The organism is Streptomyces sp. NPDC047982 (assembly GCF_043204165.1).
Classification (GTDB): Bacteria; Actinomycetota; Actinomycetes; order Streptomycetales; family Streptomycetaceae; genus Streptomyces.
This window is the reverse complement of the sequence record NZ_JBIDBS010000003.1, coordinates 156632-170599: the sequence shown is the minus strand read 5'-3', so window position 1 is coordinate 170599 and position 13968 is coordinate 156632. Positions and strand designations below refer to the sequence as shown.

The following is a 13968-nucleotide window of genomic DNA, read 5'->3' as shown; positions in this document are numbered from 1 at the left end:
GGTCATGACGCCAGCCCTTCGGCCAGCGGCCCCAGCGCCAGGGCCGGGAAGTAGGTCAGCGCGGTGACGATCAGGACCGTGCCGACCAGCAGGCCGCTGAAGAGCGGCTTGTGCGTGGCGAGGGTTCCCGCGGTCGCCGGTGCGGCCCGCTGCTCGGCGAGCGAGCCGGCGAGCGCGAGGACGAACACCATCGGCAGGAACCGGCCGAGCAGCATCGCGAGACCGATCGTCGTGTTGAACCACTGCGTGTCCGCGTTCAGCCCGGCGAACGCCGACCCGTTGTTGTTGGCGCCCGAGGTGTACGCGTACAGCACCTCGGAGAACCCGTGCGCGCCGGAGTTCAGGATCGAGTGGGGCGGCGTGGGCAGAGCGACCGCCAGGGCGGTGAAGCAGAGCACCAGTGTCGGCGTGATCAGGATGTAGCAGGCGGCGAGCTTGATCTCGCGGGTACCGATCTTCTTGCCGAGGTACTCCGGTGTGCGGCCGACCATCAGCCCCGCGATGAACACCGCGATGACCGCCATGATCAGCATGCCGTAGAGGCCGGATCCGACGCCGCCGGGCGCGACCTCGCCGAGCTGCATGCCCAGCAGCGTGATGCCGCCGCCGAAGCCGGTGTACGAGGAGTGGAAGGAGTTCACCGCGCCGGTGGACGTGAGGGTCGTGGTGACGGCGAAGATCGACGATCCGGCGATGCCGAACCGGGTCTCCTTGCCCTCCATCGCACCGCCCGCGAGGTCGAACGCGGGCCCGTGGTGGGTGAATTCGGTCCACATCATCAGGGCGGTGAAGCCGAGCCAGATGGCACCCATCGCGCCCAGGATCGCGTAGCCCTGCTTCGGCGAGCCGACCATCCGGCCGAACGTCCGGGTCAGCGCGAACGGGATGACCAGGATGAGGAAGATCTCGAACAGGTTGGACAGCCCGTTGGGGTTCTCGAACGGGTGGGCCGAGTTGGCGTTGAAGTAGCCGCCGCCGTTCGTGCCCAGCTCCTTGATGACCTCCTGCGAGGCCACCGCGCCACCGCGCCACTGCTGCGAGCCGCCCATGAACTGGCCGACCTCGTGGACGCCGGAGAAGTTCTGAACGGCGCCGCAGGCGACCAGCACCAGCGCCCCGGCCACGGAGATCGGCAGCAGGACGCGCACGGTGCCGCGCACCAGGTCGGCCCAGAAGTTGCCGAGCTCGCCGGTGCGGGACCTGGCGAAGCCCCGTACGAGGGCGATCGCGACGGCGATGCCGACGGCGGCCGAGACGAAGTTCTGGACCGCGAGGCCGCCGGTCTGGACGACGTGGCCCATGGCCTGTTCGCCCGCGTACGACTGCCAGTTGGTGTTCGCGACGAACGACGCGGCGGTGTTGAATGCCTGGTCGGGGTCGATCGAGGCGAATCCGAGCGATCCGGGCAGGACGCCCTGGAGCCGCTGGAGGAGGTACAGGAAGAGGACACCCACCGCGGAGAAGGCGAGCACACCGCGCAGATAGGCGGGCCAGCGCATCTCGGTGTCCGGGTCGGCGCCGATGGCCTTGTAGATCCACTTCTCGGCCCGGAGGTGTTTCCGGGAGGAGTAGACACGGGCCATGTAGTCGCCCAGGGGGCGGTACACCAGGCCCAGCGCCACGACGAGGGCGAGGACCTGGAGCGCTCCGGCGAGGACGGGGCTCATATCGTGCTCAGAACCTCTCCGGGTGCAGAAGGGCGAGGACGAGATAGCCCAGCAGGGCGACGGCCACGACGAGGCCGACGACGTTCTCGGCGGTCACAGCCTGGCCACCCCCTTGGCGACGAGGGCCACCAGCGCGAACACCGCGATCGTGGTGACGACGAAGGCCAGATCAGCCATCGTGTGCTCCTGGATGAGGTACGGATTCTCTGACCTCCTGAGCAAACCCGACATCGGGGCCTTTCCGACGTGCGTTGACGGCTCCCTTACGGCGTTCGGGCGGCCTTTGACGGCGCACATACGTGCCTCATACGCGCCCCCTACGCGCGCCGCTCGTAAGCCCCTGAGCCCGGCCCTCGCCCCGCCCCACGCGTCCCTCCCGAACGCGCCGAAAGGCCGGTGGGCCGTACCCCTTCGCAAGGGGTACGGCCCACCGGCCTTCGGTCGTACGGGTCGCTGCCCGTGTCGCCGTGTCCGCTCAGCGCACCTCGGTGATCTCCGGGCCGCGCTGGAGCTGGCCCATGCCGCCGGAGAACCGGGAACTCGCCTGGTCCTCCTGCTGGACGCCCTCGGGCACCATCTGGGCATCCTCGGGAAGCTTGAGGACGATCGGGTCGCGGGGCGCCATCGGGCCCTCGCCTCGGACGACCACGGTGTCCCGGAAGATCGTCTCCAGCAGCCCGGCGGCCTCCGGCTGCACGGCGCCCTGGCCGGAGATCACTCCGCGCAGGAACCAGCGCGGACCGTCGACACCGACGAAGCGCACCAGCTGCGCGCCGCTCGTGCCGTCCGGGAGCTGTACGGGGACCTGGGCACGCAGCTCCCAGCCCAGCGGGCCCTCGACCTCGTCGATGATCCCGCCCTGCTGGGTGATGCCCGTGGCGATCTCCTCGCGGACCTCGCCCCAGATGCCCTCCTTCTTGGGGGCGGCGAACGCCTGGAGCTGGACGGCGCTGTCGCGCAGCACCACGGTCGCGGCGACGATCGCATCACCGGCCACCTCGACGCGCAGTTCCATGCCCTCGACACCGGGCACGAACATGCCGCCCAGATCGACCCGGCCCTCACCGGGCCGGGAGACCTCGGTGACGTCCCACGGTCCGTCCGGCCGCGGCGCCGGCGGGAGATTCACCCGGCGCGAGCCGCCGTCGGCGGCGTCGCCCTCGTGCTCGTCGACGACCTGCTCGGCCTCGCGCGCTTCGTCCGCCACGTCCTCGGCGGCACCACTCTTCTTGCGACGTCCGAACACGTCACTGTCCTTCCCGGTCGGGTACGACCGAAGCGTAGCTGTTCCCGCCCTGGATGATCCCGTCCCCGACGCCATCGGCACCGGCCCAGGCGTGTCCTCCGGTGGATCCGAAGCCTCCCTCGCCGCGGGCCGAACCGGGAAGTTCGGCCACCTCGTGGAAGCGCACCTTCTCGACCTGCTGCACGACCAGCTGGGCAATCCGGTCGAAACGCTCGAACCGCACGGGCTCACGGGGATCGAGATTGATGACGATCACCTTGATCTCTCCACGGTACCCGGCATCGACCGTCCCCGGGGAATTCACGAGGGCGACTCCGCAGCGCGCGGCGAGACCGGAGCGCGGGTGCACGAACGCGGCGTATCCGTCGGGCAGTGCGATCGACACCCCGGTGGGCAGCACCGCCCGCTCGCCCGGGGCGAGCTCGGCGGACTCGGTGGTCACCAGATCGACCCCGGCGTCACCGGGGTGCCCGTAGGCCGGAATCGGCACCTCCGGGTCGAGGCGGCGGATCAGAACGTCCACGGGCCGCCGCATCAGGGGTTCACCTCGAACGCGCGGGCGCGCCGGACCTGGTCCGGGTCGGCCATGGCGGCGCGGATCTCGGCCGGACGGCCGTTCTCGATGAAGTGGTCGACCTTCACCTCGATGAACAGGGCCTCGGCGCGGACCGCGACCGGTCCGTCCGGGCCGCCTATCCGGCCGGTCGCCCGCGAGTAGATCTTCCGGCCGTGCACCGCGGTGACCTCGGCGTCGAGGTGCAGCACGGTGTCCACCGGCACCGGGCACACGAAGTCGGTCTCCAGCCGCCCGGTCACCGCGATCACCCGCAGCAGCCAGTTCAGCGAGCCCAGCGTCTCGTCCAGCGCGGTGGCCAGGATGCCTCCGTGCGCCAGGCCCGGGGCGCCCTGGTGGGCGGCCTGCACGGTGAACTCGGCGGTCACGCTCACGCCCTCGCCGGCCCGGGCCTGGAGATGCAGCCCATGCGGCTGCGCCCCACCGCAGCCGAAACAGTGTTCGTAGTGCGCGCCGAGGAGCTCGCCGGGGGCCGGGGCCTCGGGGTGCCGTACCGGTGCCACCGCGTCGGCCGGGGGATTCAGAGCCGCAGATGTTCCACTCACAGGCGCAGACCTTACCCGCGCGGCCGATGCCGGGGCGCACCGTGCCAAGCTTGGTGCATGCAGCCCTCCGCCCCGCCTTTCGACGAACGACTCACCGCGCCCCGCTCGTGGTGGCTCATCGCCTTCCTGATCGGCATCGCCTGCGCGCTGATGCTGCTTCCGCTCGGCACCGTTCCCCTGCTGGCCGGTCTGGTGGGCGGCACCGCACTGTCCACGATCGCGGTGAGCTCGTACGGCTCGGCCAGGATCCGTGTGGTGTCGGGTGCCCTGGTGGCCGGGGACGCGCGGATCCCGGTCTCGGCGCTCGGCGAGGCCGAGGTGCTGGACGGCGAGGAGGCTCGCGCGTGGCGCACGTACAAGGCCGACGCCCGTGCGTTCATGCTGCTGCGCAGCTACATCCCGACGGCGGTCCGGGTGGAGGTCACCGACCCGCGGGACCCGACCCCGTACGTCTACCTCTCGACCCGGGAGCCGCGGGCGCTGGTCGCGGCCCTCGGCTCGGCCCGCTCCTGACCCCGCGCTCCCGGCCCCTGACCCGGCTCTGCCGGCCGTCGCAGGGGTCCGTCCGGGGTTCCGCCGGGCTCCGGGCCCGCGCGGATCAGTTCTCCGGTTCCTTCCACGGCCCCCCGTGGGAGCCGCGCGCCCGCTCCAGGGGCGGCAGCTCCGGCAGCCGCTCCCAGGGGACCTGGCGCTCGCGCAGGTCCTTCCTGACCTTCTCGGCGAGCTTCCGGGTGTCGCGCCGGTTCATCAGCGCGCCGACGGCGGCGCCGACCATGAAGGGGATCAGGTTCGGCAGATCGCGCGCCGCGCGCTTCACGATCTGCTGGCGCAGCTCGCGCTTCATCTGTCCGCCCAGCGCGGCGTCGACGGTCGTGGGGCGGGAGACGTCGATGCCCCGCTCCTGCGTCCAGGACGTGAGGTAGGCGGTGGACCGCTGGGGGAGCCCGCCCGGCGGGCGCAGCCCGTAGACCTCGTGCAGCTCCGCGACGAGCTTCAGCTCGATCGCGGCCACGCCGGTGATCTCCGCCGTGAGTTCGGCGAGCATCGCGGGCGGCACCGGCAACATGGCCGCCGCGCCGATACCGGCGCCGACGGTGGCGCTCGCCCTGCTCGCGCCCGCGACGAGCTTGTCGGCGAGGTCCTCGGGCCCGAGGCCCGGGAACTGCTTGCGCAGCGTCGCGAGGTCGCGCGCGGGGATGCGGGGAGCGGACTCGATGATCAGGTCGGCGATGTGGCCGATCGCCGCCCTGGCGCCCTCCCCGCCCTTGCGCACACCCCGTTTCACCAAGCTCGGGCGGCCCCCTCCGGCCGGGGACCCTGTTCTGTCGAGCTGTCCGGCCCCATGGGCCGGGCCTGCTCCTTCACGTCCCACGTCCGCGGTCACCGCTTCGCATGCCGCGGTCGCTTCGAGCGAGGCCGGCCGGCCTCGCTCGGGGTACCGCTCCCCCGGGGAGGACGACAGGGCGGACCGCTCGGCAGGCGTTGTCACGCCTTGCGCCGGGCCTGTTCCGCCCTGGTTCGCCTCCGACGACTTCTTGCGCCGCAAGCGTCGCTTCCGGAACGGTTCGTCGCCTGTCACGGCCGACTCGGCCTAGTCGCAGTCGCGGCAGATCGGCTGGCCGTTCTTCTCGCGTGCCAGTTGGCTCCTGTGGTGCACGAGGAAGCAGCTCATGCACGTGAACTCGTCGGCCTGCTTCGGCAGGACCCGGACGGCCAGCTCCTCGTTGGACAGGTCCGCGCCGGGCAGCTCCAGGCCCTCGGCGGCGTCGAACTCGTCGACGTCGACGGCGGAGGCCGTCTTGTCGCTGCGGCGTGCCTTGAGCTCTTCGAGGCTGTCCTGATCGACGTCGTCGTCGGTCTTGCGTGGAGTGTCGTAATCGGTTGCCATGTCGCTCTCCCCCTCTGGGTGTCTGCGGTGTCTCAGCGCACGTAACGCGTGAGAGGCCGGACTTGTGCCCGACCTGAGGCGGAGATTTTGCCTCACATCAAGGTCTGTTACTCAATCGACACCCAAAAGGGCCGCTCGGGAGTGACCGGCCTGGGTGGCGATGGGGACCGTACACGGCCCTCGCGTTGCGCTCCACGGGCGCCACCCCGTGTACTTCCCGTGAGGTCAGGCCCCGAAAACCCCGGCTTTTGCGGGGTTTCGGGCGCGACCACCGGTCACGGAGCGTTGACGCATAGGAATTCGTTTCTGTGATCGATCACACATGATCATCTTGGTCACAGGCTCCGAAAATTCCACCCAAAGCGAACAAAATACTTTGGGTGCGGTTCGCTGTGTCCGCACGCTCAGACGGGCAGGGAGACACGCATCACGAGCCCTCCTCCCTCGCGGGGCTCCGCGACGATACGGCCGCCGTGGGCGCGTGCCACGGACCGCGCGATCGACAGGCCGAGCCCGACCCCCTTGTCGCTGCCCGTCCGCTCCGTACGCAGCCGCCTGAAGGGCTCGAAGAGGTTGTCGATCTCGTACGCGGGCACCACCGGTCCCGTGTTCGAGACCACCAGCACGGCATGGCCGGACTGAAGCGTGGTGGTGACCTCCACCCAGCCGTGCTCCGGCACGTTGTAGCGCACGGCGTTCTGCACGAGGTTCAGCGCGATCCGTTCCAGCAGGACGCCGTTGCCCTGGATGACGGCCGGGGACCGCTCGCCGCGGATCTCCACGCCCCGCTCCTCGGCCTCGGCGCGCGTCTGGTCGATGGCACGCGAGGCGACCTCGGCCAGGTCGACCGGCTTACGCTCGACGATCTGGTTGTCGCTGCGGGCGAGCAGCAGCAATCCCTCCACCAGCAGCTCGCTGCGCTCGTTGGTGGCCAGCAGGGTCTTCCCCAGCTGTTTGAGCTCCGGCGGCGCCTGGGGGTCGGAGAGGTGCACCTCCAGCAGCGTGCGGTTGATCGCGAGCGGCGTACGCAGCTCGTGCGACGCGTTCCCGACGAACCGCTGCTGGGCCGTGAAGGCGCGCTCCAGCCGGTCGAGCATCTCGTCGAAGGTGTCGGCGAGCTCCTTCAGCTCGTCGTCCGGACTGTCCAGCTCGATCCGGCGGGACAGATCCGTTCCGGCCACCCGGCGGGCCGTCCGGGTGATCCGGCCCAGCGGGGAGAGCACCCGGCCCGCCATGGCGTAGCCGAAGGCGAACGCGATCACGCTGAGACCGACCAGGGCGAGCAGCGACCGGTTCAGCAGCGTGTCCAGCGCCTGCTGCCGCTGATGGTTGACGCAGGAATTCATCGCCGCGTTGATGGCTTCCGGCGTCGGGTTCGTGCCGAAGTTGCACACGTCGCTGACGATCCGGCCGCTCACGATCCTGAAGGGCAGCTCGCTGCCCACGTGCAGGGCCTGGGCGGCCAGCATGTAGATGATCGAGAGCAGCAGGATGCCCGCGATCAGGAACATGCCGCCGTAGAGCAGCGTGAGCCGTATCCGGATGGTCGGGCGCAGCCAGTAGGGCGGCTCCGGCTGTTTGGGCTCCCACGTGGGCTTCGGAGGCACCGTCGGGGGTGCCGGGACGCTGGGCATCGGCGCTCAGATCCGGTAGCCGGAGCCGGGCACGGTCACGATCACCGGCGGCTCGCCGAGCTTGCGGCGCAGCGTCATGACGGTCACCCGGACGACGTTGGTGAACGGGTCGGTGTTCTCGTCCCACGCCTTCTCCAGCAACTGCTCGGCCGAGACGACCGCGCCCTCACTGCGCATCAGGACCTCCAGCACGGCGAACTCCTTCGGCGCGAGCTGGATCTCGGTCTCGCCCCGGAACACCTCCCGGCGGTTGGGGTCCAGCTTGATGCCCGCGCGCTCCAGCACGGGCGGCAGCGCCACCGTCGTACGCCGCCCCAGCGCCCTCACACGGGCGGTGAGCTCGCTGAACGCGAACGGCTTGGGCAGGTAGTCGTCGGCGCCCAGCTCCAACCCCTCCACCCGGTCGCTGACGTCCCCTGACGCGGTGAGCATGAGCACCCGCGTGGGAACGCCCAGCTCGACGACCCGGCGGCAGACGTCGTCACCGTGCACCAGGGGGAGGTCCCGGTCCAGCACCACGACGTCGTAGTCGTTGACCTCGACACGCTCCACGGCCGCCGCCCCGTCGTACACGACATCGACGGCCATGGCCTCTCGGCGCAATCCGGTGGCCACCGCATCGGCGAGCAGCTGCTCGTCCTCCACGACGAGTACGCGCACGGCGCTTGTCCTTCCTCAGAGAATTCACGATCAGACTTCATCACGTCGAAAACGCAGAACGTGTCGATGCACATACGGTCCGTAATGGGGGCCGCTCATCGATACGGTGATGCGCTGCTCCATCCTGCCCGCAACGCGCATAAACCGGCGGTAAGACGGCGCTCACCTGCCCGGACCCTCAAGGAATCCCCCGGATTTCCGGGCCAGTTGAGGTTTCTGTGAGGTTCGCGCCGGGGAGGACGCATTCACACCCGAGATCACGCCTCCGATGTGGCGTTCCGCAGGCCACTCCGTCCCCGGAGAGCGCGTGATCACCGCCCTACCGCCACCGTGCGGAGGGAAACCCCGGGCACACCCCCGTGCCACCGACACAGGATGAGGGGGCGCATTATGGACGCTTTCACCGCAGGTCTGCTCCAGCGGATCAGGAGGACCGAATCCGACCTCACAAGGGCTCGCGAGACGGGCGACGACTTCCTCGCGGATGTCGAGCAGGGCGAACTGGACGACCTGCACCGCCTCGCCGCCGAGCACGGCGTCAAGATCGGCACCACTGGCGTCTGAACCGTCGTCGGAGGGCCCCGGATCACCGTTCTGGTGGCCCGGGGCCCTTCTGCCGCTCCGGGATCCCTGCGGGCCCTCTCCGGCCTCCTCGGCCGGGCGACGGCGCCGTAGTGCCGTGACCGGCGTCCGGTGCGGTGCATCGCAAGGCGGAGGGTCGTCCTCGTACCGGGCGTACGTGGACGATCCCGACGACGTGGCGAGGCGCCGTGCCAGGCGTCGCGGGCCGGACGGGACTTTCGACGCCCTAGTCGTGCCAGGCGCCGTACTCCTCCAGGAGGGCCTGCAGCGGTTCGAAGACGCCCGGCGTCGCGGCGACGGTCAGGTCTCCGTCGGCGGGCCGCCCGGGACGGCCCCCGGTGTACGCCCCCGCCTCGCGGACGATGAGGTCGCCGGCCGCCAGGTCCCAGGGGTGCAGCCCGCGCTCGTAGTAGCCGTCGAGGCGGCCCGCCGCCACGTCGCACAGGTCCACGGCCGCCGAGCCGCCGCGCCGGATGTCGCGCAGCCGCGGGATCAGCTTCCGGGCCACCTCGGCCTGGTGCGCGCGGACGTGGCCGACGTAGTTGAAACCGGTCGAGACGAGAGCCTGGTCGAGCGGTGGCGCGGGCCGGCAGCGCAGAGCGGTGCTCTCGCCGTACGCCCCGCCACGGGCGTACGCGCCAGCGCCGAGCACGGCCCAGTACGTCTCCCGGCGCATCGGGGCCTCCACGACGCCCACGATCCGCTCGCCGTCCCGTTCGGCGGCGATGGAGACGGCCCAGGTGGGCAGGCCGTACAGGTAGTTCACCGTGCCGTCGAGCGGGTCGATGACCCAGCGGATGCCGCTGCTGCCCGGCGTGCTGGCGCCCTCCTCGCCGAGGAAGCCGTCCCGGGGGCGGCGTTCGGCGAGAAGGCCGGTGATCAGCTTCTCGGCGGCGATGTCCATCTCGGTGACGACGTCGATCGGGCTGGACTTGGTCGCGGCCACGCCCAGATCGGCCGGGCGGCCGTCGCGCAGCAGCTCACCGGCGCGACGGGCGGTCTCCAGGGCGAGGTCAAGCAGTTCGGACGGGTTCGGGTCGGTCACAGCGCTCCAGGTGTCGGCGGGCTACGGCGGTTGCACGGGCGACGAGAGCCACGAAGGGCCCTCGACCGGGGCGGGGGCGCAGGGGCGGCGGTGCCGCCGTCAGGCGCCCCGGCCGGCTCAGGCGTACGGGCTGTCGGCGCCCGCGGCGGCGGGCCTGGGCGCCCGGGCCGGGCAGCACCCGACCGGGCACAGGTCATGGCTCGGGCCGAGCGCGCCGAGCGCGCAGCGTTCCGGAGCGCACCCCCGCTCGGTCGCGGCGCGCTCCAGAAGCAGTTCGCGCACGGCCGCCGCGAACCGCGGGTCGGCGCCCACGGTCGCGGACCTGCGGACCGGGAGTCCGAGTTCGGCCGCCTTCGCGGTGGCCTCCGTATCGAGGTCGTACAGGACCTCCATGTGGTCCGAGACGAAACCGATGGGGGCCATGACCACGGCGGGGACGCCCTCGCCGTGCAGGCTCTCCAGGTGGTCGCAGATGTCGGGTTCCAGCCACGGGATGTGCGGGGCGCCGCTGCGGGACTGGTAGACGAGCCGCCAGGGGTGTTCGATGCCGGTCTCGTCGCGCACCGCGTCGACGATCAGGCGGGCGATGTCGAGATGGGCGGCGACGTAGGCGCCGCCGTCGCCGTGCCCTTCGACGGGGCCTGAGGTGTCGGCGGCGGAGACGGGGATGGAGTGCGTGGTGAACGCGAGGTGCGCCCCGGCCCGTACCTCCTCGGGCAGGTCGGCCAGGGAGGCGAGGACGCCGTCCACCATGGGCCGCACGAACCCGGGGTGGTTGAAGTAGTGCCGCAGCTTGTCGACGCGGGGCACCGGCAGCCCCTCGGCCTCCAGCGCGGCCAGCGACTCCGCGAGGTTCTCGCGGTACTGCCGGCAGCCGGAGTAGGAGGCGTAGGCGCTGGTGGCGAGGACGGCGATGCGGCGGCGGCCGTCCGCGACCATCTCGCGCAGGGTGTCGGTGAGGTACGGCGCCCAGTTGCGGTTGCCCCAGTACACCGGCAGGTCCACACCATGCTCCGCGAAGTCCTCGCGCAGGGCGTCCAGCAGTGCTCTGTTCTGGGCGTTGATCGGGCTGACGCCGCCGAACAGGAAGTAGTGCCTGCCGACCTCCTTCAGCCGCTCCTCGGGGATGCCGCGGCCGCGGGTCACGTTCGCCAGGAACGGGAGCACGTCGTCCGGGCCTTCGGGACCACCGAAGGAGAGCAGCAGCAGGGCGTCGTAGGGAGCGGGGTCACACGGATCGGACATGCCGACGATCCTGCCACTCGCCCCGGACGGTGCTTCCACCGACATCCCACCGGGGCTTTCACCGACGTCCCACCGACCGCCGACTCCGCGACGCCGACCCGGCCCACTCGCCCGCCACCGGGCCCGGTCCCCGTCCCCGGTGCCCGCCACGGGGCCGCTGCCCGTCCCGGTCCGTCCCGGCACCCGCCCCCTTCGCGTCCGGCGGCCCGCCCATAAGCTGTACCGGCCGTATTCAGGCGTAACCGTCACGTTCGTCACATGCACGTTCGATCACGTCGCTCCGGAGCCTTCCTTGCCCAGTCCCTACCGCGCGATATTCGCCGCCCCCGGCTCCAAGGGGTTCTCGGCGGCCGGATTCCTCGGCCGGATGCCGCTGTCCATGATGGGCATCGGCGTGGTGACCATGGTTTCCCAGCTCACCGGCCGCTACGGGCTCGCCGGAGCACTCTCCGCGACGCTGGCGATGTCGGCGGCGGTGATCGGGCCGCAGATCTCCCGACTCGTGGACCGGCACGGCCAGCGCCGGGTGCTGCGGCCCGCCACCCTCGTCGCCCTCGCGGCGGTGGCCGGCCTCCTGGTCTGCGCGCAGCAGCGGCTGGCGGACTGGACGCTCTTCGTCTTCGCGGCGGGTGCCGGCTGTGTGCCCAGCGTGGGCTCGATGATCCGGGCCCGCTGGGCGGAGATCTACCGCGGTTCGCCGCAACGGCTGCACACCGCGTACTCGTGGGAGTCGATCGTCGACGAGGTGTGCTTCATCTTCGGGCCGATCATCTCGATCGGCCTGTCCACGTCCTGGTTCCCGGAGGCGGGCCCGCTGCTCGCGGCCGTCTTCCTGCTGGTCGGCGTGTTCTGGCTGACCGCGCAGCGTGCCACCGAACCGGTCCCGCATCCGCGCGAGCAGCACACCGTCGGCTCCGCGATGCGCTCCCGGGGCCTCCAGGTGCTCGTGGTGACGTTCGTGGCGACCGGGGCGATCTTCGGAGCGATCGACGTGGTGACGGTGGCCTTCGCCGAGGAGCAGGGGCACAAGGCTGCGGCGAGTCTGGTCCTGGCCGTCTACGCCCTGGGGTCCTGCGTGGCCGGGGCCGTCTTCGGCCTGCTGCGGCTCAGCGGGAAGCCGTCCAACCGGTGGCTGCTGGGAGTGTGCGCGATGGCCGTGAGTATGATCCCCCTCCAACTGGCCGGGAGCCTGCCGTTCCTGGCCGTGGCGCTCTTTGTCGCGGGCCTCGCCATCGCACCGACGATGGTCACCACCATGGCCCTTGTCGAACAGCACGTACCGCGCACCGCACTGACCGAGGGCATGACCTGGACCAGCACCGGGCTCGCCGTCGGCGTGGCACTCGGCTCCTCGGCCGCCGGCTGGGTGGTCGACGCCTCGGGGGCCGAGGCGGGGTACGCGGTGCCCGCCGTGGCGGGAGCGCTCGCGGCCGCGGTGGCGTTCCTGGGGTACCGCCGGCTCAGCGGGCCGGCTGCTACGGGAGGGCGTGGGGAACATGACCGCAACCGGCGCACGGACGACGACGAGCGCGTGGCGTAACTGGGCAGGGAACGTCACGGCACGTCCCGAACGGGCCGTGACGCCCGCCTCCGTACCCGAACTGGCCGAGGCCCTGCGCCGGGCCTCCGAGAACGGCCTGCGGGTGAAGCCCGTCGGCTCCGGGCACTCCTTCACGTCGGTGGCGGCCACCGACGGCCTGCTGATCCGCCCCGACCTGCTCGGCGGCATCCGGGAGATCGACCGCGAGGCCATGACGGTGACCGTCGGGGCCGGAACGACGCTGGAGCGGCTCAACACCGTGCTGGCGCGGGAGGGCCTGTCGCTCACCAACATGGGCGACATCATGAAGCAGACGGTCGCCGGGGCCACGTCGACGGGCACCCACGGCACCGGCCGCGACTCGGGGTCCATATCCGCGCAGATCCGCGCCCTCGAACTGGTCACTGCCGACGGCCGGGTGCTGACCTGTTCGGAGAAGGAGAATGCCGACATCTTCGCCGTCGCCCGGATCGGGCTCGGCGCGCTGGGCGTCGTCACGGCGATCACCTTCGCCGTGGAGCCGGTCTTCCTGCTGACGGCCCGTGAGGAGCCGATGAGCTTCGACCGGGTCATGACCGACTTCGACCAACTGGTCGCGGAGAACGAGCACTTCGAGTTCTACTGGTTCCCGCACACCGCCAACTGCAACACCAAGCGCAACAATCGCAGCGCGGGCCCCGCCGCTCCGCCCGGGAAGGTCAGCGGCTGGATCGAGGACGAGTTCCTCTCCAACGGGATCTTCCAGGCGGCCTGTGCGGTCGGCCGGGCGTTCCCCGCGACGATCCCGTCGATCGCCAGGGTCTCCAGCCGCGCGCTGTCGGCCCGTACGTACACCGACATTCCTTACAAGGTCTTCACCAGTCCGCGCCGGGTGCGCTTCGTGGAGATGGAGTACGCCGTGCCGCGCGAGGCCGCCGTGGAGACGCTGCGCGAGGTCAGGGCGATGGTCGAGCGCTCGCCGCTGCGGATCAGCTTTCCGGTGGAGGTCCGTACCGCCCCCGCCGACGACATCGCGCTCTCCACGGCCTCGGGCCGGGACAGCGTGTACATCGCCGTCCACATGTACCGGGGCACGCCCTACCAGGCGTACTTCACGGCGGTCGAGAGGATCATGACCGCCCATGCCGGCCGCCCGCACTGGGGCAAGATCAACACGCGCGACGCCGAGTACTTCGCCGAGGTCTACCCGCGCTTCGGCGAGTTCACCGCCGTACGCGACCGGCTCGACCCGGACCGGCTGTTCGGCAACGCCTATCTGCGCCGGGTGCTGGGCGACTAGTGCCGTGAGGTTGGGACGCGGCTGGCGGGTGGTTCGCCTGCGAGCGCGGTGTCGTCCGCGGTG

Annotated in this window: 16 protein-coding genes; 4 read left to right on the top strand and 12 right to left on the bottom strand. The window is 71.1% G+C overall.

Annotation, left to right across the window (positions count from 1 at the left end; genetic code table 11):
- Positions 1-2: 2 nt before the first annotated feature.
- The 6 genes from kdpA to ACGF2V_RS04465 form a co-directional block, all read right to left on the bottom strand.
- Complete coding sequence (gene kdpA / locus ACGF2V_RS04490; protein WP_362617800.1) at positions 3-1667, bottom strand: potassium-transporting ATPase subunit KdpA; 1665 nt, start codon at positions 1665-1667, stop codon at positions 3-5.
- Between the two features lie 7 nt (positions 1668-1674).
- A complete protein-coding gene (gene kdpF / locus ACGF2V_RS04485) occupies positions 1675-1764 on the bottom strand; it encodes a K(+)-transporting ATPase subunit F (protein ID WP_362617804.1) in 90 nt (29 codons plus the stop codon).
- Positions 1761-1889: a hypothetical protein gene (locus ACGF2V_RS04480; RefSeq protein ID WP_362617809.1), complete on the bottom strand. Its 129-nt coding sequence runs from the start codon at positions 1887-1889 to the stop codon at positions 1761-1763. Before ACGF2V_RS04480 ends, kdpF begins: the two co-directional genes overlap by 4 nt.
- Positions 1890-2142: 253 nt before the next feature.
- The gene (locus ACGF2V_RS04475) at positions 2143-2913 is read right to left on the bottom strand and encodes a DUF3710 domain-containing protein (RefSeq protein ID WP_362617812.1); all 771 of its coding nucleotides are present in this window, start codon (positions 2911-2913) and stop codon (positions 2143-2145) included.
- Position 2914: 1 nt separating this feature from the next.
- Positions 2915-3448, bottom strand: a complete 534-nt coding sequence (dut, locus tag ACGF2V_RS04470; protein ID WP_362617814.1) for a dUTP diphosphatase — start codon at positions 3446-3448, stop codon at positions 2915-2917.
- A complete protein-coding gene (locus ACGF2V_RS04465; protein ID WP_362617816.1) occupies positions 3448-4032 on the bottom strand; it encodes a PaaI family thioesterase in 585 nt (194 codons plus the stop codon). The genes dut and ACGF2V_RS04465 overlap by 1 nt, the downstream gene beginning before the upstream one ends.
- Before the next feature lie 57 nt (positions 4033-4089).
- Here ACGF2V_RS04465 and ACGF2V_RS04460 point away from each other — a divergent pair, with 57 nt between their 5' ends.
- Positions 4090-4545, top strand: coding sequence for a DUF3093 domain-containing protein (locus ACGF2V_RS04460; protein ID WP_362617820.1), 456 nt, complete (start codon positions 4090-4092; stop codon positions 4543-4545).
- A gap of 85 nt (positions 4546-4630) precedes the next feature.
- Here the strand turns inward: ACGF2V_RS04460 and ACGF2V_RS04455 are convergent, their stop codons facing one another.
- The 4 genes from ACGF2V_RS04455 to ACGF2V_RS04440 all read right to left on the bottom strand — a co-directional run bounded on the left by ACGF2V_RS04455 (position 4631) and on the right by ACGF2V_RS04440 (position 8214).
- Entirely contained in the window at positions 4631-5611 is a 981-nt protein-coding gene (locus ACGF2V_RS04455) for a hypothetical protein (RefSeq protein ID WP_362617824.1), read from the bottom strand.
- 12 nt (positions 5612-5623) lie between these two features.
- Positions 5624-5920 carry a DUF4193 domain-containing protein gene (locus ACGF2V_RS04450; RefSeq protein ID WP_003965732.1) on the bottom strand — a complete coding sequence of 99 codons (297 nt, stop codon included), beginning with the start codon at positions 5918-5920 and terminating at the stop codon, positions 5624-5626.
- A gap of 404 nt (positions 5921-6324) precedes the next feature.
- Positions 6325-7554 (bottom strand): ATP-binding protein, encoded by a 1230-nt coding sequence (locus ACGF2V_RS04445; protein WP_362617828.1) that lies wholly within the window; start codon positions 7552-7554, stop codon positions 6325-6327.
- Positions 7555-7560: 6 nt separating this feature from the next.
- Complete coding sequence (locus ACGF2V_RS04440) at positions 7561-8214, bottom strand: response regulator transcription factor (RefSeq protein ID WP_362617831.1); 654 nt, start codon at positions 8212-8214, stop codon at positions 7561-7563.
- A 390-nt stretch (positions 8215-8604) separates the two neighbouring features.
- Here ACGF2V_RS04440 and ACGF2V_RS04435 point away from each other — a divergent pair, with 390 nt between their 5' ends.
- A complete protein-coding gene (locus tag ACGF2V_RS04435; RefSeq protein ID WP_362617834.1) occupies positions 8605-8778 on the top strand; it encodes a hypothetical protein in 174 nt (57 codons plus the stop codon).
- Between the two features lie 244 nt (positions 8779-9022).
- Here ACGF2V_RS04435 and ACGF2V_RS04430 read toward each other — a convergent pair whose 3' ends face one another.
- Both ACGF2V_RS04430 and ACGF2V_RS04425 read right to left on the bottom strand, forming a co-directional pair.
- Positions 9023-9841, bottom strand: a complete 819-nt coding sequence (locus ACGF2V_RS04430; RefSeq protein WP_362705672.1) for an inositol monophosphatase family protein — start codon at positions 9839-9841, stop codon at positions 9023-9025.
- 117 nt (positions 9842-9958) lie between these two features.
- Positions 9959-11086: a ferrochelatase gene (locus ACGF2V_RS04425; protein WP_362705675.1), complete on the bottom strand. Its 1128-nt coding sequence runs from the start codon at positions 11084-11086 to the stop codon at positions 9959-9961.
- A gap of 292 nt (positions 11087-11378) precedes the next feature.
- Here ACGF2V_RS04425 and ACGF2V_RS04420 point away from each other — a divergent pair, with 292 nt between their 5' ends.
- Together ACGF2V_RS04420 and ACGF2V_RS04415 are read left to right on the top strand one after the other, a co-directional pair.
- A complete protein-coding gene (locus ACGF2V_RS04420) occupies positions 11379-12626 on the top strand; it encodes an MFS transporter (RefSeq protein ID WP_362617845.1) in 1248 nt (415 codons plus the stop codon).
- A complete protein-coding gene (locus ACGF2V_RS04415; RefSeq protein ID WP_362617849.1) occupies positions 12583-13905 on the top strand; it encodes a D-arabinono-1,4-lactone oxidase in 1323 nt (440 codons plus the stop codon). Before ACGF2V_RS04420 ends, ACGF2V_RS04415 begins: the two co-directional genes overlap by 44 nt.
- Positions 13906-13968 lie beyond the last annotated feature (63 nt).